The organism is Kitasatospora sp. NPDC054768, assembly GCF_053612025.1.
The window spans coordinates 70,429-92,644 of the sequence record NZ_JBSHBN010000008.1; the positions used below are offsets into that span (position 1 = coordinate 70,429).

21 protein-coding genes are annotated in these 22,216 nt (G+C 71.5%); 11 read left to right on the forward strand and 10 right to left on the reverse strand.

Going from position 1 to position 22,216, the window contains the following annotated elements; translation table 11 throughout:
* Positions 1 to 6: 6 nt before the first annotated feature.
* The gene (locus ACWGKU_RS04060) at positions 7 to 993 is read left to right on the forward strand and encodes a GHMP family kinase ATP-binding protein (protein WP_452177343.1); all 987 of its coding nucleotides are present in this window, start codon (positions 7 to 9) and stop codon (positions 991 to 993) included.
* A gap of 15 nt (positions 994 to 1,008) precedes the next feature.
* On the opposite strand, the gene ACWGKU_RS04065 is transcribed toward ACWGKU_RS04060, so the two are convergent.
* The 4 genes from ACWGKU_RS04065 to ACWGKU_RS04080 all read right to left on the reverse strand — a co-directional run bounded on the left by ACWGKU_RS04065 (position 1,009) and on the right by ACWGKU_RS04080 (position 5,153).
* Positions 1,009 to 2,106 carry a radical SAM protein gene (locus tag ACWGKU_RS04065; protein WP_359904638.1) on the reverse strand — a complete coding sequence of 366 codons (1,098 nt, stop codon included), beginning with the start codon at positions 2,104 to 2,106 and terminating at the stop codon, positions 1,009 to 1,011.
* Between the two features lie 62 nt (positions 2,107 to 2,168).
* A complete protein-coding gene (locus ACWGKU_RS04070; protein WP_380540786.1) occupies positions 2,169 to 2,993 on the reverse strand; it encodes a carbohydrate ABC transporter permease in 825 nt (274 codons plus the stop codon).
* A complete protein-coding gene (locus ACWGKU_RS04075; RefSeq protein WP_359904643.1) occupies positions 2,990 to 3,901 on the reverse strand; it encodes a carbohydrate ABC transporter permease in 912 nt (303 codons plus the stop codon). Before ACWGKU_RS04075 ends, ACWGKU_RS04070 begins: the two co-directional genes overlap by 4 nt.
* Complete coding sequence (locus tag ACWGKU_RS04080) at positions 3,891 to 5,153, reverse strand: extracellular solute-binding protein (protein ID WP_452177344.1); 1,263 nt, start codon at positions 5,151 to 5,153, stop codon at positions 3,891 to 3,893. Before ACWGKU_RS04080 ends, ACWGKU_RS04075 begins: the two co-directional genes overlap by 11 nt.
* 222 nt (positions 5,154 to 5,375) lie before the next feature.
* On the opposite strand from ACWGKU_RS04080, the gene ACWGKU_RS04085 reads away from it, so the two are divergent.
* Both ACWGKU_RS04085 and ACWGKU_RS04090 read left to right on the forward strand, forming a co-directional pair.
* The gene (locus ACWGKU_RS04085) at positions 5,376 to 6,551 is read left to right on the forward strand and encodes a serine/threonine protein kinase (RefSeq protein WP_380540777.1); all 1,176 of its coding nucleotides are present in this window, start codon (positions 5,376 to 5,378) and stop codon (positions 6,549 to 6,551) included.
* Positions 6,552 to 6,561: 10 nt separating this feature from the next.
* A complete protein-coding gene (locus ACWGKU_RS04090) occupies positions 6,562 to 7,320 on the forward strand; it encodes an HAD family hydrolase (RefSeq protein ID WP_401046052.1) in 759 nt (252 codons plus the stop codon).
* On the opposite strand, the gene ACWGKU_RS04095 is transcribed toward ACWGKU_RS04090, so the two are convergent.
* Positions 7,271 to 8,722 carry a N,N-dimethylformamidase beta subunit family domain-containing protein gene (locus tag ACWGKU_RS04095; protein ID WP_452177345.1) on the reverse strand — a complete coding sequence of 484 codons (1,452 nt, stop codon included), beginning with the start codon at positions 8,720 to 8,722 and terminating at the stop codon, positions 7,271 to 7,273. The genes ACWGKU_RS04090 and ACWGKU_RS04095 overlap by 50 nt on opposite strands.
* A 239-nt stretch (positions 8,723 to 8,961) precedes the next feature.
* Between ACWGKU_RS04095 and ACWGKU_RS04100 the strand changes: the two genes are divergently transcribed.
* Together ACWGKU_RS04100 and ACWGKU_RS04105 are read left to right on the forward strand one after the other, a co-directional pair.
* Positions 8,962 to 9,807, forward strand: coding sequence for a class I SAM-dependent methyltransferase (locus ACWGKU_RS04100; protein ID WP_380540768.1), 846 nt, complete (start codon positions 8,962 to 8,964; stop codon positions 9,805 to 9,807).
* Between the two features lie 117 nt (positions 9,808 to 9,924).
* Positions 9,925 to 10,731, forward strand: a complete 807-nt coding sequence (locus ACWGKU_RS04105) for a GNAT family N-acetyltransferase (RefSeq protein ID WP_452177346.1) — start codon at positions 9,925 to 9,927, stop codon at positions 10,729 to 10,731.
* On the opposite strand, the gene ACWGKU_RS04110 is transcribed toward ACWGKU_RS04105, so the two are convergent.
* The 3 genes from ACWGKU_RS04110 to ACWGKU_RS04120 all read right to left on the reverse strand — a co-directional run bounded on the left by ACWGKU_RS04110 (position 10,700) and on the right by ACWGKU_RS04120 (position 13,290).
* Positions 10,700 to 11,851: a hypothetical protein gene (locus ACWGKU_RS04110; protein ID WP_452177347.1), complete on the reverse strand. Its 1,152-nt coding sequence runs from the start codon at positions 11,849 to 11,851 to the stop codon at positions 10,700 to 10,702. The two genes, ACWGKU_RS04105 and ACWGKU_RS04110, sit on opposite strands and share 32 nt — an antisense overlap.
* Before the next feature lie 151 nt (positions 11,852 to 12,002).
* A complete protein-coding gene (locus tag ACWGKU_RS04115) occupies positions 12,003 to 12,251 on the reverse strand; it encodes a hypothetical protein (protein WP_452177348.1) in 249 nt (82 codons plus the stop codon).
* A 421-nt stretch (positions 12,252 to 12,672) separates the two neighbouring features.
* Positions 12,673 to 13,290, reverse strand: coding sequence for a TMEM175 family protein (locus tag ACWGKU_RS04120; RefSeq protein WP_401055159.1), 618 nt, complete (start codon positions 13,288 to 13,290; stop codon positions 12,673 to 12,675).
* A 283-nt stretch (positions 13,291 to 13,573) separates the two neighbouring features.
* Here ACWGKU_RS04120 and ACWGKU_RS04125 point away from each other — a divergent pair, with 283 nt between their 5' ends.
* The 5 genes from ACWGKU_RS04125 to ACWGKU_RS04145 all read left to right on the forward strand — a co-directional run bounded on the left by ACWGKU_RS04125 (position 13,574) and on the right by ACWGKU_RS04145 (position 17,657).
* Positions 13,574 to 14,041, forward strand: a complete 468-nt coding sequence (locus ACWGKU_RS04125) for a hypothetical protein (protein WP_401049362.1) — start codon at positions 13,574 to 13,576, stop codon at positions 14,039 to 14,041.
* 30 nt (positions 14,042 to 14,071) lie between these two features.
* On the forward strand, positions 14,072 to 14,992 hold the full coding sequence (locus tag ACWGKU_RS04130; RefSeq protein ID WP_452191336.1) for a trypsin-like peptidase domain-containing protein: 921 nt from the start codon (positions 14,072 to 14,074) through the stop codon (positions 14,990 to 14,992).
* A 16-nt stretch (positions 14,993 to 15,008) separates the two neighbouring features.
* Positions 15,009 to 16,166: a serine/threonine-protein kinase gene (locus tag ACWGKU_RS04135; RefSeq protein WP_452177350.1), complete on the forward strand. Its 1,158-nt coding sequence runs from the start codon at positions 15,009 to 15,011 to the stop codon at positions 16,164 to 16,166.
* Positions 16,167 to 16,234: 68 nt separating this feature from the next.
* Positions 16,235 to 17,365, forward strand: a complete 1,131-nt coding sequence (locus tag ACWGKU_RS04140) for a hypothetical protein (protein ID WP_452177351.1) — start codon at positions 16,235 to 16,237, stop codon at positions 17,363 to 17,365.
* A gap of 127 nt (positions 17,366 to 17,492) precedes the next feature.
* On the forward strand, positions 17,493 to 17,657 hold the full coding sequence (locus ACWGKU_RS04145; protein WP_452177352.1) for a hypothetical protein: 165 nt from the start codon (positions 17,493 to 17,495) through the stop codon (positions 17,655 to 17,657).
* 80 nt (positions 17,658 to 17,737) lie between these two features.
* Here the strand turns inward: ACWGKU_RS04145 and ACWGKU_RS04150 are convergent, their stop codons facing one another.
* The gene (locus ACWGKU_RS04150; RefSeq protein WP_401049358.1) at positions 17,738 to 19,024 is read right to left on the reverse strand and encodes a hypothetical protein; all 1,287 of its coding nucleotides are present in this window, start codon (positions 19,022 to 19,024) and stop codon (positions 17,738 to 17,740) included.
* A gap of 256 nt (positions 19,025 to 19,280) precedes the next feature.
* Here ACWGKU_RS04150 and ACWGKU_RS04155 point away from each other — a divergent pair, with 256 nt between their 5' ends.
* A complete protein-coding gene (locus ACWGKU_RS04155) occupies positions 19,281 to 20,405 on the forward strand; it encodes a hypothetical protein (RefSeq protein ID WP_452177353.1) in 1,125 nt (374 codons plus the stop codon).
* 81 nt (positions 20,406 to 20,486) lie between these two features.
* On the opposite strand, the gene ACWGKU_RS04160 is transcribed toward ACWGKU_RS04155, so the two are convergent.
* Positions 20,487 to 22,172 (reverse strand): ABC transporter family substrate-binding protein, encoded by a 1,686-nt coding sequence (locus ACWGKU_RS04160; RefSeq protein WP_452177354.1) that lies wholly within the window; start codon positions 22,170 to 22,172, stop codon positions 20,487 to 20,489.
* Positions 22,173 to 22,216: the final 44 nt, after the last annotated feature.

The following is a 22,216-nucleotide window of genomic DNA, read 5'->3' on the forward strand; positions in this document are numbered from 1 at the left end:
CACCGGATGAGCGAAGAGCATCCGATCCGCGCCGCGGTGCCGTGCCGGGCGTGCCTGTCGGGGGAGGACCTGGACTGGCTGGGGGCGGGCCGCTCGGTCAGCCTCGCCCTCGACCTGCCGACCACGGTCGAGGTGGTGCCGGGGGCGACGGCCGTCGCGGAGACGGCCGGCGACTGGCCGGCCGAGGTGTGGACCTTCCTGCGCGCCCGGCTCCCCGGGATGGCCCCCGCCCCGCCGCCGGTGCGCGTCCGCAGCGAGGCGCCCCCCGCGAGCGGGCTGTCCTCGTCCACGGCGCTGATCGTGGCGCTGTTCCGGGCCTTCGCCGAGGCCGGGGCGCCGGCCGGCGAGCGGGTGCCGGAGCGCTCGATCGTCCAGTGGGCGTACGAGTTCGAGTTCGCCCGGTTCAACGGCGGCGGCATGGACCACCTCGCCGTGGCCGAGGGCGGCGCGCTGCTGATCGACGGCCGGGAGCACGGGCTGCCGGTCGTCAGGGAGCGGCTGGAGTTCCCGGACGACTGGCGGGTGGTCGTGGTGGATTCGGGCACCCGGAAGAACACCGGCGACCACATCCGTACGGTGCGGGCGCAGCTCGCGGCCGGCGATCCCGCGCTCGCGGCGTACCGGTCCGAGGCCGACCGGGCCTCGGCCGCCGCGTGGGCGGCGCTGCGCGGGCGCGACCACGAGGCGCTGGGGGAGGCGATGGCCCGGGCGCACGCGGCGATGCGCGACTTCCAGGGCATGTCGACCCCGCTCCTGGAGGAGCTGCGGACGGTGGCGCTGCGCGCCGTCGGCCTGCCGCTGAAGCTCAGCGGGGCCGGGGGCGGCGGCTCGCTGGTCGGGGTGTGCCGCGCGGGCGACGCGCCCGCGGTGGTGGCGGGCCTGGCCGGCGCGCTGCGCGGCCGGTACCCCGGGGCGCGGGTGATCCCCGCCCGGGCGGCGGCGGGGAGCCGCGGTGCCCGGGCGGGGGATCGGGTCGGCGTCAGCGCGGTGTGACGGTCACCGCGACGGTCACAGGAACGGGTCGTAGTCCTCCTGGAGGGGGACTGCGCCCGTTCCCTCCGCGATCTGCTCCAGTTCCAGGTTGGAGCGGTGCCGCGCGCAGTGGAAGCGGCAGTCCCGGCTCGGGTCGATGATGCCGCGGTCGGAGCCCTGCCAGATGTCGGCCAGGCTGTCGGTGACGGCGTCGCCGATCCTGGCCATCGGGTTGCCGCGGTGGTAGGCGCAGACGTACACGCCGGAGGGGGTGATCAGGGTGCGCAGTTCGGCGACCCGGCAGCGGTGGTACTCCTTGGGCTGGACGGGTCCGGTGTGGCGGCGCAGGGAGGTGAGCGTGGAGGAGTTGACGAGCTGGAAGGTGTCGCTCTCCAGCCGGGCCGCCTCGGCGAGCTGGCGGTCGACCGCGTCGAGGATGTCCTGGGACACCTGGATGACGTGGTGCTCCTCGTCGAACATCGCCTTGGTCTCGAAGTAGTCGCAGCCGATGTCGTGGGCGAGTTCGGCGGCGCGCAGCACCTCGGTGTGGTTGCTGACGGTCCGGCCGTCCGGCTCCCGGCGGGTCATGACGAGGAAGGAGTAGCCGAGGGCGCCGCTCTTCGCCTCGGCGAGCAGCCGCATGTTCGCGACGACCTTGTCGAAGACGCTGCGGCCCTTGCGGTCGGGGCGGAAGAGCCCGTACGTCCCGGCGGTGCCCGCGTCCATCGAGACGCGGACCCAGGTGGCGTAGCGGGCGAGTTCGGTGAGGTTCTTGTCGATCATGGTGCCGTTGGTGACGACCCCGACGGCCAGGCCCGCCTCACCGAGGATGCGCAGGACCTTGCGGGTGCCCCGGTGGGCGAGCGGCTCGCCGCCCCCGATCAGCACCACGCCCCGGACGGACAGGGCGACCAGCTCCTCGGCGAGCGCCGCCAGCCGTTCGGGGGTGAAGCGGCCCTGGTTGAGGAGCTTTCCGCTGATGCACTCGGGGCAGGCCAGGTCGCAGAAGGTCGTCGGATCGAGGTCCACGACGAGTGGCGCCCCGGAGGCGGCTCCCGAGGCGGCCTCCAGGACACGGGGCCAGCCGGACGGCTGGTACAGCTTGGACACGAGATCGAGGCGGTCGTGCGTCACGGAATCCTCCTGTGGACGTGAACGGGGTGCCGCCGGGAGAGCGGGGCCTGCTGTGCTCGCGGTCAGCCCTTGACCGCGCCGGCCGCGAGGCCGGAGGCGATCCTGCGCTGGACGACGAGGAAGAAGACCACGACGGGCAGGGCGGTCAGCGTGGCACCCGCCATGAGACCGCCGTAGTCGGTCCCGAAGCTGGTCTGGAAGGAGACCAGCCAGATGCTGACGGTCTGCTTCTTCGGACTCGACAGCAGGACGTAGACGAGGACGTACTCGTTCCACGCCTGGACGAGGGCGAAGACGGAGGTGGCGACGATGCCGGGGGCGAGCAGTGGCAGCACCACCCGGCGGAAGGCGCCGAGGCGGCCGCAGCCGTCGACCATGGCCGCCTCCTCCAGTTCCACCGGGACGCCGGCGATGAAACCGCGCAGCATCCACACCGTGAAGGGCAGCGTGAACACCAGGTAGGTGAGGATCACGCCGGTGAGGCTGTCGGTCATCCCGACGTCGTTCAGCAGCAGGTACACGGGGATGATCAGGGCCGTCAGCGGGACCATCTGGACGATCAGGATCACCACGACGAAGGCCCTGCGGCCGGCGAAGCGGAACCGGGCGAGGGCGAAGGCGGCGAGGGCGCCGACGACCAGCGACACCAGGACGGTGCCGAGGCCGATGACCACGCTGGAGCGGACGTTGGCCCAGAAGGTCTCGGTGCCCAGCGCCCGGGCGAAGTTGTCGAGCGTGAACCGGCCCGGCCAGAACTCCGGTGGCAGGCGCAGGATCTCGGAGGCCGGCCGGAACGCCGTGAGCACCATCCAGTAGACGGGGAAGCCGATCACCGCGGCGACGAGCAGCCCGAGGAGGTCGCGGCCCGGCGACCGCCGCCGCCTCATTCGACCTCTCCCGTCCGGAACATCTGACGCAGGTACACGACCGAACCGGCGAGCAGCAGCACGACGGTCACCAGCGCGATCGCGGCCCCGGTGCTGTACCGGTTGACGGCGAAGGACTCGATGAAGGAGTAGACGCCCAACAGGTAGTACTCCCGCTCGGGCTGGCCGCCGCGCATCAGCCAGATCTGGTTGAAGACGCCGAAGTCCCAGATGGCCGACAGCGTGGTGACCATGACGAGGACCGGTCTGATCACCGGCAGGGTCACGTGCCGGAAGACCTGGAACGGCCGGGCCCCGTCGAGCACCGCGGACTCCTCCAACTCGGGCGGGACCTGGGCCAGCGCGGCCCGCAGGGTGATCGCGGCGAACGGCAGCGAGCCCCACACCACGACGGCGACGATGACGGAGAACCCCTGCCAGGGGTCGGTGAACCAGTTGTGGCGGGCCAGGTCGACCCCGGGCAGGTTCGAGAGCAGCCAGTTCACCACGCCGTAGTCGGCGTCGAAGAGCCAGCGGAAGATCGACGCGGCGACCATGACGGGCATCGCCCACACGGTCACCAGCACCCCGGCGATGACGGCGCGCACCCACGGGGAGACCCGGTGCATCAGCTGGGCCGTGAACAGCCCGCAGAGCACGGTGAGGACGACGCACACCGCGGTGAAGAGCACCGTACGGGCCACCACCGTCCAGAAGAACCCGTCGCCGAGGATCCGGCGGAACTGGTCCAGCCCGGCCCACGGCGGCGACGTGCCGCTGAACAGCTGCTCGCGGGTCATGTCCTGGAAGGAGAGGACGACCATGTCCACGAGCGGGTAGCCGAGCACCAGGACGAGCGCGAGGACGGTCGGGCCGATCAGGAGGTACGGCAGCAGCGGACGCCGCCGCCGGCCCCGGTCAGCGCTCATTGACCACTTCGTCGATCCGCTGGTCCGCCTCCCGCGCGGCGTCCTGCACCGACGCCTTGCCGTTGGCGATCCGTTCGAGCATCTCGGGCAGGACGTTGGACTTCTCCACCGACGTCCAGCCCGGCGCGAACGGGGTCATCCAGCCCCCGGTGGCCGCGGCCTGGGCGGCCGGGCCGTTGATGCCGCCGCCGGCGACCTCGGCCAGCTGGACGGTGTTGTTGGGCAGGGTGTTCGCGGCGATCAGCGTCTTCTGCGACTCCCGGTCGGTGAACAGCTTGATCCAGTCGGCGGCCAGGTCCTTGCGCGTCGACTTGGCCGGCACGGCCAGGGTGGAGCCGCCGAGGAACGGCGGCAGGAGCTTCCCGGACGGGCCGGGGAAGGGGAAGGTGGCGAACTTGTCCTTCAGCTTCGGATCCCCGCCGGAGCGTTCGTCGGCGGCGGCGTCGGCCTCCCAGGTGTTGCCGTAGAAGACGCCCACGTGGCCCTGGCCGACGACGGCCGGCTGGTCGCCGTTGTCCTTGGCGCGGTCGCCCACGTAGTAGGCGTCGATCAGCCGCTTCCACTCGGTGAGCCCGGCGACGGACTTCGGCGAGGACAGCGAGGCCTTCCAGCGGTCGCCGTCCTTCACCGCGATCTCGCCGCCCGCGTCCTTCACGAAGGCCATCGCCGCGTACCAGTAGCGGCCGGGCATGTAGAAGGCGGAGAAGTTCGGGTCCTGGGCGCCGACGGTGCTCTTCAGCCTGTCGAACGCGGACAGGAGTTCGGGGTACGTCCTCGGGGCGCCCGGCACACCCGCCCGGGCGAAGTAGTCGGTGCGGTAGACACCGACCCGGGCCCCGACGTAGTAGGGCACGCAGTACGTCCTGCCGTTGGTGCGGCAGGCGTCGGCGAGCGCCGGCAGCCAGGCGTCCGACTGGTCGAAGCGGGCCGGTTCGAGGGGGGCGAAGGCACCGTTGACGATGTAGTTGGTGGTCTCGCTGTTGCCCATCTCCACCACGTCGGGCACGTTCTTCCCGGCGAGGACGGCGTCCAGTTTCTGGTTCTTCGTCGTCCACTGCTGGTACTGGACGTCGACCTGGATCCCGGGGTGGTCCTTGGCGAAACGGTCGTTGGTGGACTGGACCAATTGTGGCCAACTCTCCTGGGCGTCCACGGCCAGCCACACCGTCAGCTTGCCGCCGGATCCGGAGCCGCCGCCCGATCCGGAACCGCACCCGGCCACGGCCAGGGACAGGAGCAATGTGAGAACCAAGGGGCGACAGGGCACGCGAATGGCCATGGGGTCTCCAAGTTCGCTATGGGGGCAGTCTTCTGACTACCCGTCCGATCACCCCGCGGCGCGGAGGCACGGACATTCGGCCGGAAGATGACGTTCGGTGTCCCGTGGCGGGCGCAACGCCTTGACTCCTCCCGGGTGGCCCCCGCAGGTTGGGCCTCTGCGTCACCCACGCGACCCCCATCGAAGGGCTTGTACGTGACCGAGCAGACGACGACCGCGCCCGATGCGACCCCCGACACCACCGAACGGCCGGTGCGGGTCAACGCCTGGAACGGCTGGGACCCCCTGCGTCATGTGATCGTCGGGCGCGCCGAGGGCACCGTGGTCCAGGCCCCCGAGCACGCGGTCCGCCGGGACTACCCCGACGACGGCTTCCCCCTGGGAACCCACGGCCCGATGCCCGCCGACATGGTCGCCGAGGCCGAGCAGCAGCTCGACGACTTCGCCGAACTGCTGCGCCGCCGCGGCATCCGCGTCGACCGCCCCACCCCCGTCGACTTCACCCAGCAGGTCGGCACCCCCGACTGGACCCAGGACTCCATGTTCGGCTGCATGCCGCCCCGGGACCTGCTGCTGACCGTCGGCAACGAGGTCCTGGAAGCGACCATGTCCTACCGCAGCCGCTGGCACGAGTACCTGTGCTACCGGCCCGTGCTGCAGGGCCTGTTCGAGGCCGACGAGCGCATGCGCTGGGAGGCCGCCCCGAAACCCCGGCTCACCGACGCCTCGTACCACACCGAGTTCTGGGACACCTACAACGACCTGTCCACCGAGGAACAGCTGGCCCGGGTCCGCGACTACGACCTGGTGCTGACCGAGGCCGAGCCGCTGTTCGACGCCGCCGACGTCGCCCGCTTCGGCAAGGACCTGTTCGTCCAACTGTCCTTCGTCACCAACCGCAGCGGCTACCAGTGGCTCAAGCGCCACTTCCCCGACCACCGGGTGCACGCCGTGACCTCCACCAACACCCACCCGCTGCACATCGACGCCACCTGGGTGCCGCTGCGCCCCGGCCTGGTGCTGCACTGCGGCGAGCGGCTCGCGGACGCCGAGTTGATGGAGTTCTTCCGGCTCAACGACTGGGAGATCGTCGAGGCGGTGCAGCCCGCGAGCTGGGACCACCCGCCGAAGCTGTCGTTCTGCAGCCCGTGGCTCGCCGGGAACATGCTGAACCTCGACGAGAACACCCTGTGCATCGAGGAGAACGAGGTCCGGCTGGCGGAGCAACTCTCCTCGTACGGCTTCGAGATCGTCCCGGTGCCGTTCCGGGCGGTCGGGCCGTTCGGCGGCGGGCTGCACTGCGCGACCGTCGACATCGAGCGGGACGGCGAACTCCAGGACTACTTCCCGCGCCGGTACGGCCGGTACTGAGGCCGGGCGGGTGCCGAACGTGTTGCCGCCGCAGGTCCGTGCCGTCGTCTTCGACTTCTACGGGACGCTGGTGCGGATGGTCGAGCCGCTGCCGCCCGACCACCGCGGAATCTTCGAACGCCGGGGCCTCGCCGCCCAGGGCGCCCGCTGGGGCGACCAGTGGGCGGTGGGCCCCCGCGAGGGCGAGCAGCACGTGGCCCACTCGGTCGGTGAAACCGCCTACCACCGCTGGGAGTTGGACCGGCTGCTGCGCAGGGCTCGGGCCTGCGGGGTGCCGGAGCGCGAACTCGACGACCTGGTCGAGGAGATCGACCGGGCCATGAAGGCCGTCACGCTGGAGCTCTTCGAGGACGCCCGCCCCGTCCTCGGGGAGCTCCGCGACCGGGGCCTGCTGGTGGGCATCTGCTCCAACTGGTTCTGGAACCTGGAGGACTGCGTCGAGGAGGTCGGCCTCGGCGCGGTGGTCGACGTGGTCGTCGGCTCCGCCCGGGCGGGGGCGCGCAAGCCGCACCCGCTGATCTACCGGGCCCTGCTGGAGCGGTGCGGGCTGCGGGCCGGGGAGGTGCTGTTCGTCGGGGACATGTGGGCGCCCGACGTCCTCGGACCGCTCGCCGCCGGGATGCGGCCCGTCCACCTGTGCCGGCCGGACCCGGCGGTGCGCGGAGCCGAACCGCCCCTGCCGGCCGGGGCGGCCCGGATCCGCGGACTGCGGGACCTGCTCAGGGGCGCGCCGCGCGGTGCCGCAGCCGGTCCAGGAGGTTGCGGGTGACCCGCACGACGCCGGCGTCCTGCTCCCTCCCGCAGACCACCGGCCAGTCGGTGGTGCCCGCGGTGAACACGGTGCCGCCGGCGGTGTGCACGCCCATGGTCGCGGCCCGGGGGCTGGTGAGGCCCGGCTCCCGGACCGGGCCGTTCCAGTGGCCCCACGTGAAGTGGTGGAAGTCCTCGTGGACCGGATCGAGGACGTGGATCCCGAGGATGAGGAAGGAGGCGGGAGTGCCGTCCTCGCCGGTCGCCCGGGCCACGCCCCGGGCGTCCCGGGCGTAGGCGGCGCCGTCGCACTCGTACCCGATCAGCGCGGTGCCCGCGCCGAGCCGGTCGGGCACGCCGCCGTCGGACCCGTCGCGCAGCCCGGTGCCGGCGAACAGCCAGTGGTCGGCGTGCTGGACGGTGTACCCCTCGCGCGGACGGTCCCCGGGCCATTCGGTGCTCGGCCACATCCCGCCGTTGCGGAAACTCACCCCGGTGAGGGAGTTCTCGGGGCGGCCCGCGCCGTCGGGCGGCGCCGGCCACCACTGGTCGGTCGCCGGCAGGTGCGGATACTCGTCCCCCACGTGGTGGTCGGTGTCGGAGACGAAGGCGGTGTTCCCGTCGGTCGGATGAATGCGCCACCAGCATGTGTTGGCACTGAGGAAGGCGATGTTCCCGCCGTCGTGGACGAATCGCTCGGCGTGGGCGCGCATCGCCTCGCTCCAGTATTCGTCATGGCCGACGCTCAGCAGCAGATCGTACGAGGAGAGAAGTTCCTGGTCCTCGTGGAGGTCGAGATCCGTACAGAATTCGACCGGGTAGTCGTTGCGCTCCAGCCAGGCGATGAACGGGGCGTCCCAGTAGGCGAGGTCGATGACTCCGCCGGGCCGGTGCAGGCTCACCTTGTGCCCGCGGGGAGCGGCGTCCGCCAGGTACACGGGGTGGTCGTAGAGGCTGACGGCGCGTTCCTCGTCCGGCCGGTCGGAGCGGTTGTAGGCGTGCCGGGTGAAGGTCGACTTCTTGTAGAGGATGCGGGACCGGCTGCCGGCCCGCCGGGGCCGCACCACGAAGAACTCGCGGGCGGGGCCCTCGACGCTGCCCGCGTCCAGCGGCGGCAGGCCCTCGCCGCCCTCCTCGACGAACTGGACCAGGTGCATCCCCGGAGTCCAGTGGGCGGGCACCGGCAGGGCGAGCGGCGGCCAGCCCCAGCCGTGGGCGGGCGAGGCCCGGCCGGGCACGCCGTCGGGGTGCGGGGGCGGCAGGTGGAGCGAACCGGGGTACCAGCCGGTCTCCGCCACCAGGTCCAGGTCCGCGCCCAGCCGGTAGAACCTCAGCCGGAACCGGGCGGCGTCGGTGGAGACGTGAACCGTCAGCTCTCCCCCCGAGGTGACGCTCTCCCGCCCGACATATCCCTCTATCATTCCGCCTCCCCAGCAGAACGATCGGCCCTCGAATGGGTATTCCGGCCGATTCGGCAAGCCATGGTAGGGGGTGCGGGAATTCCGGGCAACGGGTCCGTGAACCGGTCAATTCGGAGCCGCCTTTCGGACAGCGGACCGGGCAGGCCGCGTTCTTCCGGCCGAACGGGGTAGGGCGAAATCCAGCCGCACCGACCGGCTACCGCGAATCCGTCACCTCCGGTCATCGACAAGGGGCTCTCATGAGCAGTGAATTCCGGGTACGGGAACTCGTCCTGGGAATCGAAGGGCTGGCACTTCTGCGCCACGCCGTGGACGGGGACGAGACGTTCCTGCGGGAACGCGTCGAGGACATCCGGCGCTTCGCGTCGGGTGACGGGCGGCTGCCGGACGGCGGCGCCGACGTCAGCGAACTCGACGCCGCCGAGGGCTACGCCTCCTGGTCGGCGGTGTACGACTCGCTGCCCAGCTCCTACATCGAGGTCGAGGAGCCCGTGCTGCACGGGATCCTCGACACCCTCCCCACGGGCACCGCCCTCGACGCCGCCTGCGGCACCGGTCGCCAGACCGGCGCCCTCGTCTCCCGCGGGCACCGCACCATCGGCGTGGACCAGTCGCCCGAGATGCTGGCCAGAGCCCGCGAGCGCGCCCCCGAGGCCGAGTACCGGCTCGGGCACCTGGAAAAGCTGCCGCTCGATGACGACTCGGTCGATCTCGCGGTCTGCTCGCTGGCCATGACCCACCTGCCGGACCTCGCGGCGGGAGTGTCCGAGCTGGCCCGGGTGGTCCGGCCGGGCGGGCGGATCCTCGTCTCGGACATGCACCCGTTCGTCATCGCCCTGCAGGGGCAGTGCCTCTTCGTGCACGGCTCCGACCGGCTCGCCTTCATCCGCAACCACGTCCACCTCCCCGGGCGGTACCTGGAGGCGTTCACCGGAGCGGGGCTGCGGGTGCGGGCCTGCCACGAACCGCTCTTCAACGGACGCCTCGCGCCCGGCGGTTACGAGGAGTTCATCGCGGACGCGGCACGGGCGGCCTGGGACGGGCTGCCGATCGTCATCGTCTGGGACGTCGAAGTTCCCGCGTAGGTCCGGTGGGTTCCGGTGGGTTCCGGTGGTTCCGGTGGGGCCCGTAGGTCCCGCAGATCCCGCAGCTCCCGCAGATCCCGCAGGCCCGTAGGTTCACGAGGAGAGGAGAACGGTCCGATGGCCCTGGTCGTGGTGACCCACGCGGAGCGCCCCGAACTGTGGGACCGCATGCCGGAACGGTTCGCCGGCATCGTGCCCGAGTACAACCTGCACGGAGACGTCAACGACGCCTACTGGAACCGGCTGTTCGAGGAGTTCCCCGACTACCAGTTCGTCCTGTACGACGACGTGCGCGAGGTGGTGGCCGGCGCCGGACGCTCGCTGCCGCGCACCTGGGACGGCACGGCCGCCGACCTCGGCCCCGGCCTGGACGACTCCATCGCCCGGGCGTTCGCGGACCGCGCGGCGGGCCGGACCGCCGGCGCCCTGTGCGCGCTGGGCATCGAGGTCGCGGAGGACTACCAGCGCAAGGGATTCTCCACCGTGCTCCTCGACGCGATGCGCCAAGTGGCGCGGCGGGCCGCCGTGGAGACGGTGCTGGTACCGGTGCGGCCCACCTGGAAGGACCGGTACCCGCTGGTGCCGATCGAACGGTACGCGGGCTGGCGGCGCGCGGACGGGGCCCCGCTCGACCCGTGGATCCGCACCCAGGTGGGCGCCGGCGGCACGATCGCCGGAGCCTCGGAACAGTCGTCGCGGATCACCGGGACGGTGGCCGAATGGGAACGCTGGACTGGCCTCGCCTTCCCGGAGGACGGCGACTACGTCTTCCCGGGAGGCCTCTCCACGCTGCGGATCGAGCGTGCACGGGACCTCGGCTCGTACTGGGAGCCCGGGGTGTGGATCACCCACCCGGTCGCGGCGGAGGACGTGCCGGGCGTCAGGCCCGTGGTCACGCCGCAGGTAGCCGCTCCCCGGCCCTGACGGCGGTCCAGGCGAAGGCGGACATGAGCCGCACCTCGTCCGGACCGGCCTCGGGGCGGCGCTCGGGCGGCAGACCGGCGGGGCCGACGGTGGCCACCGCCGCCTCCCGCAGCCGGGCGAGGGCGGCCGGCGGGACGTCGCCGGGGTGTCCGGGGTGTCCGGGGTGTCCGGGGTCGCCGGGGGCGTTGGGGGCTTTGGGGTGTCCGGGGTCGCCGGACAGCCGGCGGGCGGCCTCGGCCGCCTGCCGGCCGAGCAGGAGGCAGTGGATCCACAGCTCCTCGGCGAAGCTCCGGCCGAACCGCCGCGCCACCTCCGACGCCAGGTCCTCCGGCATGTCCGCCGCCACCGCATCGCGCACGGCCCGCTCCGGGATGCCGGTCGCCGGCAGGGCGTCGAGCCAGCGGTGGTGACCCCGTCCGCCGTCCGGGCCGTGCTCCTGGCCGACCAGCCGGACGTAGCCCTCGCCGTACCGCATGTACGGGATCCACCCCGGCTCCTCCAGGACGCGGCCCCGCTCCAGCAGCGGTGCGGCGTCGGCGGCGTCCACGGGGCAGACGGCGAGCCGGATCCCCTGGGTGGCATGGCCGTTGATGCTGCTGGTGCCGATGTGCTCCACCACGTTGGGCACGGCGATCAGACTCATCCGGCCGCGCTCGCGGAAGAAGACCGAGAAGAGCTCGTCGTCGTGGCGCTCGGCGCTGCCGGTGGCGAACCGGCGGAAGTCCTCCACCGTGTCGAGCGGCAGGCAGACGGCGAGGGACGGCGTGAACTCGTCCGGCACCGCCCGCACCCAGGAGGCTCCGGCGAGCGCGGCGAGCCGGGCGGCACCGCCGTTGCGCGCGTGCCAGTTGGTGTAGAACACCAGGGCCTCGTCGGGGAACCGGGTGGCCGCGCGGCCGACGAGCGCCACCATGTTCTCCGGGGCGGAGACGTCGTCCTGGACGACGAGGTGATGGCTCCCCCCGGAGTCCGCCGCCGCCCAGGCGACCAGGGCCGTCCGGAGCGCCGACGGCGGGCCGTCCGGCTCCGGATCGAGCGCCAGGCCGTCCAGCCCGAGCCGCTCGGCCAGCTCGCGGGCCTGAACCAGGCGTACCGGGTGGGTCATGACCGCCGAACTCACGCGCACCGTCGGTACCACAGCTCTCCCTCGCTCCGGGGTCCTCGCGTCATGGTGGCAGGAGCCGCCCACGGCGGAAAGACCGCGACGCGACCTCGGCCGGTTTCCACAGGGTCGGGGCCGGGCCGGGGCCGGGGCCGGGCCGGGGCCGGGGTCAGGGCCCGTGGCGACCCCTCCAGTGCGAGGTCGCGCGAGGCTCGGCGTCCGTCCGGTAGGGGAGGTCGGCCTGCTGCGGCGGCCCGTCGCCGTCGTCCACCGACGGGCCCGCGGGCCGTCGCCGCGGTACGGCCAGGGCGAGGAGGGAAAGCCAGCCGACCGCGAGGAGCCCGTCCAGGCACAGGGCGGGCACGAGCGGCGTCCGCCCGTCGACGTGCACGGCCACCACCGCACCGGCTCCGATCACGGCGGCAACCCCAACGACCAGACAGCGTACGGCCCTTCGCATCCCGCCTCCCATGTCGACCGGTCCTGCGGCAGCGAACCCGGCTGCTCGGGAGGAACAGTGAACGGCAGCCCGGGGCCTGCTGTGACGACGTATTCAGGACAGATTGGAGTAGACCAATAGTGATCACACGAACCATGTCGGGCGCGTCACGCGCGAGACCGGTGAACCCGGCGGGGGCGACGCTCCGAGAACACTCCGATGCCGTCCGGCGTCGGCCTTTCGTTGGACTTCGGTAGCAGCAGGAAGCTCTGCGGGCCGCCCGGCGATCTGTGCCCGGCCCTGGCCCTCTGCCGGACCGACCCACGACAGCCGTCAACCCGACACCATGTCGACTCGACCGGCCGGTTTGGCGACCGGCCGTGCCGTCGCCGACCGTTTCTCATCGACGGCCCCGGGCGGCTTCGCGTCTTACGAGCGCGATCTTGACGGGGACCAGGGACGTCCAGGTCCAGATCGCGGCCGACGGTGAGGCAAAAGCGATCGGTACCGTCGCCCCGAAGACCACGATGTTCGTACCCAGGTCCGCGGCGATCTTCCGGCGGACACGCTCGTCGGAGGGACCGGCCCGCTCCGGGCTGCGCCGGATCGAAAGGAGCAGCGCGAGTTGCAGCAGGTCGATGACGATGATGGTGCCCGCGTAGACGGCGACGGCCAGGGACTGCGAGGCGTACTCGGACAGCATCGTGGTGGGGAAGGGAAGCAGCGCGATGACGCCCAGCCCGACGAGTGCGAGCCGTACGGACATCGTGCTCAGCGGCCCGGCGAGTCGGAGGATCCGGCGGTGGTCGCGCCAGACGCCGGCAAGGATGGCGAAGCTCAACCCGTAGGCGCCGATGTTGGGCAGCAACCCGTGCACCATGCGGCGGAAGCCGGCCGCGTCCAGTCCCGGAGTCACATGAATGTCGAGCACCAGCAGTGTCATGGCGATGGCGAAGATGCCGTCCGACAGAGCGACCAGCCGGTGCAGGCCTGTCTCGTCCACCTCACTGCTGCTCATGGCGAACAGGATGATCGATGACTGCGGGGATGGCCTCCATTACGCCCACAGCGGGCACGCCGGGCCCGGGCGTCCCGACGAACCGGATGGCCCGACTTTCCGACTTCCCGCTCCGCGAAGGGCCCAGGCAAGGCAGGCTACGTGCACACCATGGTGGCGACCGGACAACAACAGGGCGTCCGGGGCCCGGTGGCGCAGGGGACAACAGGGCGACCAGGGCTCGAACGGCCGACGTCCTCGCGCGGAGGCGGGTCCGGCTGCTGCGGCATGCGAGGAGGGGCTTGTGCCTGGAACCGAGAGTACGAGTGACGAGGCGGGCGGGGGAACGAGGGATGCGGCGGCGGGCGCGTCGCTCGCCGGGACCGCGCTCGTCGTCGCGGTCACCGTCATCGCGCTGTGGCTCGGGCTCCTCGCCTGGCTGGCCTTCAACGCCGAAGCGAGCGACGTCACCTGGTCACGTCTGCTCGTCGTCCTCGGGTCCGTGGAGGCGGTCGCGTTCGCGGCCGTCGGCGCCTTGTTCGGTACGACGATGCAGCGGCAGCGGGTGGCGGACCTGACGGCCCGGACCGAGGCCGCCGAGGCCCGCGCGGACGCCAACGCGACAGCGGCCCTCAACGGCCACAGGCTGGCGGCGGCGGTCCAGGCGACCCGCACCCCCGGCGGCGGGCCGGACACGGAACAACTGTCGGCCGAAGGCCGATCCGGCAAGGATCCCCTGCTCGAACTGGCCGACCGGCTGTTCCCGCACTGAGGCGTCACCGTGGACACCATCGGAAGGCTGGTGCGCGACGGCGAGCCCGTCGGGACCGCGTTCGTGCTCACCGCCGACGGGCTCGCCGCGACCGCCGCGCATGTCCTCGCGCCGCACCCGACCGCGCAATGGACCTTCGAGCCGATCACCGCGCCCGGAATCTCGCTCCCCGTCGACTGCTCGCCGCCCTCGGACAGCGCGACCGACGTGGCGCTGATCCAGGTACGCGAAGCCGACGACTGGAAGCCGATGACGCTCGCCTCGCACACGCGCGCCACCCCCGGCGACCCGGTCCACCTCCGCGGATTCACCGTGTCCCGCGACTACGACTCCGGCGTCGGCCACTACGTCGGCACCACGGCGCAAAACGGCCGGGAATGGGTGAAAGTGAGCTGCCGACACGCCCAGCCGGGCATGAGCGGCGCACCCGTGCTGCTCACCGGGACGGGCAGCGTCATCGGCATCGTGTCGGCGCGCCTCAACGCGGGCAACTGGAACCGCGACACCGTGCTGCTCGCCCCGGCCGAGCGACTCGTCGCGCTCGCCCCCGAGCGTCTGGGTCTCGCCGCGCCGGCCCGTCGCTTCACCGACGGCATCCTCCGGTTGTCGTGGCTGCGCGACGGCACGAAGGAACTCATCCTGGAAACCGACGACTTCAACGTCTCGTTCGGCCGCAACGCCCACAACCGGGTGTACCTGCCGGACCGGCGCGACAGCCGCTTCCACGGTCATCTCGCCCTGATCGGCACGACCTTGACCTACCGGCACCTGGGCTCCCACCCCGCGTTCCTGGTCGGCGCCACACGCCAATTGAGGCTCGCCAAGGGGGACTCCTGCCCGGTCGGGGACAAGGACCGGCTGAGCGTCGCGAGCGGAACGATGCTGGTGGAGTTCTCCGTACCCGACCTCTTCGACCCGAACGCGGACATGACGCCGGAGGCACCCGAGTGAAGGGAAAAGCCGAACGGTGAACACCAACACCGACCTGACGGCCGACGGACCGCACGAACCACCACCACCGGCCGCGGGCGCGCCCGCCGCCCTCGGCGAGGTGCTGTCCGGCCGCTGGGCGGTGGCCGAGATCCGCCGCGGCGGGCAGGCATGGGTGCTCATCGTCGACGACCTCGAGCTCGGAGGCCGACGCGCGATCAAGACCCCGCTGTCCGGCACACTCGTCGGCGACGGCGAACTCGCGATGCTGCTCGGACTCGAACCGCACCGGCACACCGTCACCATGCTCGACGTCATCGATGTGCGCGGTCGGCCGGGCATCGTCCTCGACTACGCGCCCTCGACCCTGACCGACCTGATCCGGCTGCGGCACGGGCCCGGACTCGCCGGAATCCTGCAGCAGGTGTGCGCCGGCATGGCCCACCTGTCCGAGGTCGTCGAGGTCGCCCACCTCGACCTCAAACCGTCGAACGTCCTCATCGACGACAACGGTCAGGCCAAGGTCGCCGACTTCGGCCTGGCCCAGCGGGTGCGCATTGAGGACGGACGCTTCGCGAGCGCGCGGGGCGGCACCTGGGCGTACGCCGCGCCCGAGGTGCTGCGCCGGGAACCCAGCGACACCCGCGCCGACATCTTCTCCTTCGGCGTGCTCCTCTACGAAGCATGCACGGGCAAACTCCCCTACCCCTTCGCCCTGGCGCCCGACCCGGCCACCCAGCAGGCGCAGCTGCTGGACTACTACGCCTCCCCGGGCCCGGAACGCCGGCAGGAAGAGCTCTACTACTGGGGGCAGTCGCAGCTGACCCAGGTACCCGTCACCCCGCCCGGCGAGGGCATCAGCATCCTCGTGTCGAGCTGCCTGCAGCACCACATGTCGGAGCGTCCGCAGTCGTTCCCCATGCTCGCCAGGATGCTCGCCCGAGCGGTCCACAGCCCACCGGTCGACTCCCCGGGGATCCCCCTGCCCCGGATCGACCAGCAACGCAGGGCACTCGCGCTGGCCCAGGCGCTGATCCGGCTCGGCCGGTTCGACGAGGCCGTCAACCAGCTCAACCGGCTGCTGGCCGCACCACTGCCGCCGGCGCTCCTCGCGACCGTACGGCAGACGGCCGTGCACGCACTGATCGGGGCCGGGCGGCTTGCCGAAGCGGCCGAACTCACGGATTGGCGGTGATCCCCATGCGGCGATTCGAACTGTCGGAATGGCAACGAGCGCCTCACCTCACGGACCTGCGGAACACGGTGGCAGGACTGCTGGGGGAGGGACGACACCGTACCGCGCTGGACGAGGCCCTGCGCCACCTGCGCCGTGATCCGGAGCACGCCGACGCGCTCTTCGTGGCCCTCACGGTCCTGTGCCAGGGCCGCACGCCACGGCTCACGTCCCCCGAACCACCGACCGATGTGCAACGGGCGAGCGCACTGCTGGCGCCCGTCACGACGGAGTGCTCGGCCTGCCACGGCCGCTGGTACTCGACCCACACGATTGTCGACCAGGGTGGGCGCATCAACGTGACGAACCCGGTCGGCCTGCAATGCCAGAGCTGCCGGTACACGCTGTGCAGGGACTGTTTGAGGGGGAAACAGCCGCCCTCGTACACGGACCCCGTCGACGTGGCGGAACCGGTCGGCGGCTACTGCGCGAACGCCGGCTGCGGCCCCAAGCCCCTGACGACGCCCGTACTCCCCACCGGACGCCACGACGTGACGCCGACGGACCCCGACCGCATCGAAGGCGTGATCGTCGTCCGGGACGGCCTGATCCGCCCGACGACGGACGAAGCCCTCGCCGTGGTGACCAAGTTCCTCCCCCTCATCCCCGACGACGCGCCCCTCCTCCACGTCCGCAGAGCCGGCCCCGGAACCATGAGCGACGACTCGACCCGCGACGGACTCGCCCGCTCCCTGCTGCTCGACCTGGAACGCGAAGGCGTACTGGCCCCCGACGCCTGGGGGCGCTCCAGGCGCATGCACGTCCTGGCCGGCACCGCGCGGGACACCGACTACCTGATCACTGTGGTGCGCAAACGAGACCGGCGCCCCTCACCGGCCGCCCCGCAGGACGGCGCCCGACGGAGCACGTACACGTACCTCCTGCAGATCCTCGCCGCCAACGGCGCCTGGAGCCTGATCCTCGACCCGCACACCGGCAAACCCGCCGACGGCGCCCTCGGCGCCGTCTCGGCACCCGCCGAGCTGCTGCCCGGCATCGCCCAGGACGTCATCGACCGATTCGGCGGCATGCCGCACCGCCGCCGTGTCGTGTTCTTCGAGGGAGACCGGACACAGCAGAAGCTCACCACGGACGACGTGTACGGCATCGTCATGGAAGGCGACGCATCCGTCCGCCCCTACTCCGAGGGTCTCGGCTGAGCCGCGCGGCCGGGCCCGCCGGGGCGATCCCGGCCCGCCGGGGCGATCCCGGCCTCTCAACATCGACCTGGAATGGAGCGTCACAATAGCCACTAACTCGCTGTTCTCGCTGTGCTCGGTCAACTGCTTGGTCCTGGAAGCCGATGTCGAGGCGCTGCAGGTCCGGTGGCGGCAGGCCGTCGCGACGCCGGGTGGGCCGAAGGGACGTCGGAGGCCGGACGTGCTGCTGCCCGGCGAACGGTGCGGCGAGGTGGCCATGGCCGCCGGGCTGGTGCGCAGTGCCAGGCCGTGACAGCCGGCCGGGACCGCGGGAACGGGGGTGTCCGGGGTCCCGGTGATTGCTGCCCGTTTCCGGGAAGGGACGTCCGGAGCTCAAAGGGTCCGGCGTCGCCGGTTGTCCTGCTCGCGCTTGCGTTTGGCTTGTTTGGGGGTCAGCAGACCGGCCTGGACCTTCCGCCTGAGCTCGGCGTTGCGAGTCGCGCGGTCGACGTCGTGCTTGACGTCGGAGTCCGCGCGTTGTTTCGGCAGGACTGTGGTCTGCCACGTTCCGTCCGCGAGCGCGGCCATCACCTGGCGCCGAAGCTCGGACCAGCGCTGATGGTTGTTCCGCCAGGTCGGATCGAGGGTGCGGCTACCGAACTCCTCACCGTACGGGTCGAGGGAGCGGCGGACGAAGGCGTACTCGCCCGGGTGCCGGCGGGCGAGTTCGGCCTGGACCTCGGGTTCGATGCCGGCCCACGGCTCCTTGCGCTTGAGGTCCCATCGGGCGACTTCCTTGGACAGCCTCCGGACGGTGCGCTCGTACTCGGCCAGGCGCTGGAGCACGGCGACGAAGAACCGTCGGTTGTTCAGGGTCCGCATGGCCTCGGCGTGCCCCAGCACATACAGATCGATCTCGAGGTCGCCCAACGCGCGTGCGGAGACGGCGTGGGCCCGGGGCGTGCACTCCTCCAGCAGTTCCAGCAGGGCCTGGTGCCAGCGGCGCAGCAGAAGGGGGTGCCGCAGCAGGGTGTTGCGGGCATCCTGCTGGTTGATGTCACGGGCCACCGTGCTGCGGAAGGGCTCCCACGGCGCCTTGATCAGCATGGAGACCGCGGTGGTGAGCGGGGCGTCGATCGCTCCACTCGCGGCGGCCATCTCGATTGCGTGCAGGCCGTCCCTGGCGTCCGGCGGTTTGGGAACGTGCGCGGCGATTCCGGCCCTTCCGCAGAGGGCCTCCCTGATCAGGTCGCCTTCCTCGGTGAAGTGCCGGCGCAGCCACCGCTGGGCGACGTGGACGGCGTCGAGGTGGTCACGGACATCCTCGCGGGAGCGGTGAACCTCCAGCCTGTAGTCGTTGGCCAGACCGCGTGCTTCGGCCAGGGCCCGGCGGACCCACCGCAGCCGGTTCTCGTTCGCCTCGACCCGAGGGTCCCGCTGGTACGAGAGCCGCTCCACGGCGATCTGGAGCTCACCCTCGGCGAACAACAGTGCGTCCACCCAGTCCAGGTGCATCTCCAGCGACCGCAGCCACGCTCTGGTGCTGCGCCGGACGGGAGGGCGCGTGGCGTCGGCGATCGCCGTCCGCACGAGCACCTCGAAGTCCGACTCTGCGGCCTCGGCGACGACACTGGTCGGTAGACGTCCGCAGTCCGCGACGGACAGGCCCCTCGATTCCACACGGCCACCCTTCTGCACCACACCACCGTCTGCGGCTCTTCGTCAGGAACTCTAGAACACGCCTATGACACCCAGTCACCGAATTGTGACAGTGCGGCGCGAAGCATTGCCTGCTCGGTGCCGCCGGCGGCGAGAGGTCCTGATGGCAGGCTTCCCGGGTGCGGGCCCGGCCGGCCGCCCCTCGCGACTCGGACGTGCGGGGCCCGGCCGTTGCCCTGCGGCGGGGTCCAGGGCCCGGGCCGACTAGGCTGAGTGGGTGACTCTTCAGCCGCCTCGTCCTCTCACGGCCGCAGCCGCGCGGGCCCTCCACCGCCTGCACGGTGCCGACATCTCCGCCGGCATGGGCGAGCGGGAGCTGGACGCCGTGGAGGCACGGTTCGGTTTCCGGTTCGCTGCCGACCACCGGGTCTTCCTGGGGGCGGGGCTTCCGCTGGGGGAGGGCTGGCCCGACTGGCGCGACGGCGATCCGGCCGTGCTGCGGGAGCGCCTCGACCGGCCGGTCGAGGGCACGCTCTTCGACGTCCGTCACAACGGCTTCTGGCACCCGGTGTGGGGCGAGCGGCCGCAGGAGGCCGAGGCCGCGGTGAGGATCGCGCGGTCCTTCCTGGCCGATGTCCCCCAGCTCGTCCCGGTCTTCGGCCACCGCTACCTGCCGGGGATTCCCGGACAGGTCGGACACCCGGTCCTGTCGGTCCACCAGACCGACATCATCCTCTACGGGGCCGACCTCACCGACTACCTCCGCCACGAGTTCGCCGGCCTGCCCGGGCAGTTGGACTCCGCCCGCGCCACTGTCCCTTTCTGGTCCCACGTCCTCGCGGAGAACAACGGCACCCCGCGTCCGGCCCTCTGCACGACGCCGTACGACCCCTGCGCCCGCACCTCGCGGGAGGCGCTCGCCGACCTGCGGATGCTGGCTCTCGAACGCTTCCTGGGACGCCACGTCAGCGCGGATCAGCTGATCCGGGCCGGCCTGGTGGCGCTCGTTCTGGATGTCGACACACCCTCGCTGCGGTTGCTCGCCGGGCTCGGGCGTTCCGAGGAGCCGGAGGCGGCCAGGCTCTTCGACCAGGTGATGGACGAGCTCGATCTGCTGGCGGACGCCCCCACGGAGGAACGCGAGATCCGCTGGGAGCTCGCCCGCTGGTGGCTCACCCTGATCGTGAAGGGCAGCATGCACCCGGCCATCGGTGCCGACCTCCTGGGCCACGAGGTGTGGTCACCGCTCGGCCACCCCGACACGCTGCAGCCGATCGTCAGCGAGGGCATCCAGTACGAGGATTGGAGCCCCGCCGTCGCCGAATCAAAGGAGGCCATCGCCGCGAGGATCGTCGCCGAGGCCGCACGACTGCTCGCCGGTCCCTGGCCACCAGCCCTCTGACGTCCGCTCCGTCCGTACGCAGGCGCCCCGGCGAGCGGACCGCCGCGCCGGCGAGTCGGCCCGCGTACCGCTGCCGGCGTGCTACTTCTGCCAGCCGATGGTCTCGGGCAGCGGGCTGTGGAAGATGGTGGCACCGACGTTGGCGAGGCCCTTGCGGATGCCGTAGGTGGAGGGGCCGCTGTAGAGCGGCAGGAAGGCGTACTGCTGGAGGGCCTTCTGCTCGACCTTGTTGGCGGCGGCGATCTGCTGGCCGAGGTCGGCGATCTCTCCGGTGGCGCGGATCTCCTTGTCCAGCTCGGGGGTGCCGGAGCCGGTGATGTTGGAGTCACGGTCCGAGCAGTAGAAGTCGCACAGGTACCGCGCGCCGAAGGGGTCCGTCGAGCGGTTGCCGGAGATGAACAGGTCGAAGCGGCGGTCGCTGAGCACCTTGGAGAAGTCGTTCTCGGAGACCTTGTTGACGTCCACCTTCACGCCGACGGCCTTGAGCATCGCGGTGAACGCTCCGGCGGTGGCCTTCTCGATGGGGCCGTCGCCGAGCAGGGTGTAGCCGAGTTCGAGCTGCTTGCCGTCCTTGGCGCGGATGCCGTCGGCCCCGGGCTGCCAGCCGGCCGCGTCCAGGGTCTTCCGGGCCTCCTCCGGGTCGTACTTCAGCACGGTGGCGACGTTGTCCTGGTAGCCCTGCTGGAAGCTGTAGAGCACTGCCGAGCCGGGCAGCGGCTCGGTGTAGTCGAGGCCCTGGAAGCGGATCTTCGCTATCTGCGTGCGGTCGATGCTCTCCTGCACCGCCTTGCGGACCTGGACGTCGCCGAGGAGCGGGGACTTGGTGTTGAGGTACAGCGCGTACTCGAAGGGACTGCCGCCGCTGCGGATCCCGGCGTCCTTGACCGTCTTCACCTGCTTGAGGTTCTCGGCAGTTCCGACGGGGGCGTAGTCGATTTCGCCGTTCTTGAAGGCGTTGATCGAGGCGGCGCTCTCCAGGTTGACGTAGACGCGCTTGTCGAGCTTGCCGGTCCGGCCCCACCAGGTGGGGTTGCGTACGAAGGTGATGTTGCCGGAGTGGTCGTCCCAGGTGCCCACGGTGTACGGTCCGGTGCCCCATTCGGGGTGGGCCGTCTTGACGTACGCCTTGTTGAAGTTGTCGACGGTGGCGGCCTGGGGGTGCAGGAAGGTGGTGAACAGCGCGGACCAGGAGGCGTTGACGCCCTTGAAGGCGATGACCGCCTGCTTGTCGTCCGCGCCCCGGGTGACGGAGGTGATGCGGTCGTAGCCGTCGGTGGAGGAGGCCGCGTAGTCCTTGTCCGAGCCGTTGTTGGCCTTCCAGGTGGCCTCGATGGCCCGCCAGTCGATCGGGGTGCCGTCGTTGAACACGGCCTTGGGGTTGAGGGTGATGACGACCTTCTGGTCGCCGCCCTCGACGGTGACCTTCACGTCGCTGTAGTAGTCCGGGTTGTACTGGACCTCGCCGGTGGGCGAGTAGGTGATGGCGTCGGCGTTGTACCAGGACCAGATCCGCAGCGCGTTCAGGGTGCCGTTGACGTTGAAGGGGTTGCCCTGCTCGTCGAAGGTCCCCGCGGTGGTGTAGGTGCCGCCGTCCTTGATGTTCTCGTACGGCTGGGGGTTGTAGTCGGTGACCGAGGACGCGACCTGGGCGGTGTTCTTGGCCTCCTGACCGGGGGCGCCGCCGGAGGAGGACGAGGAGGAGCACGCGGTGGCGGCGACCGAGACGGCCGCGGCGAGCGCGAGGGGCAGGGCGAGCTTGCGACGCATGGGATGTCCTTGGTGGGAATCGGTGAGAAGGGAAGAGAAGAGAA

Excerpts from the sequence above, each read along its gene's own strand:
- ACWGKU_RS04060 (WP_452177343.1), top strand. The coding sequence starts at position 7 with ATGAGCGAAGAGCATCCGATCCGCGCCGCGGTGCCGTGCCGGGCGTGC.
- ACWGKU_RS04070 (WP_380540786.1), bottom strand. The coding sequence starts at position 2,993 with ATGAGGCGGCGGCGGTCGCCGGGCCGCGACCTCCTCGGGCTGCTCGTC.
- ACWGKU_RS04075 (WP_359904643.1), bottom strand. The coding sequence starts at position 3,901 with ATGAGCGCTGACCGGGGCCGGCGGCGGCGTCCGCTGCTGCCGTACCTC.
- ACWGKU_RS04095 (WP_452177345.1), bottom strand. The coding sequence starts at position 8,722 with ATGATAGAGGGATATGTCGGGCGGGAGAGCGTCACCTCGGGGGGAGAG.
- ACWGKU_RS04100 (WP_380540768.1), top strand. The coding sequence starts at position 8,962 with ATGAGCAGTGAATTCCGGGTACGGGAACTCGTCCTGGGAATCGAAGGG.
- ACWGKU_RS04105 (WP_452177346.1), top strand. The coding sequence starts at position 9,925 with ATGGCCCTGGTCGTGGTGACCCACGCGGAGCGCCCCGAACTGTGGGAC.
- ACWGKU_RS04120 (WP_401055159.1), bottom strand. The coding sequence starts at position 13,290 with ATGAGCAGCAGTGAGGTGGACGAGACAGGCCTGCACCGGCTGGTCGCT.
- ACWGKU_RS04160 (WP_452177354.1), bottom strand. The coding sequence starts at position 22,172 with ATGCGTCGCAAGCTCGCCCTGCCCCTCGCGCTCGCCGCGGCCGTCTCG.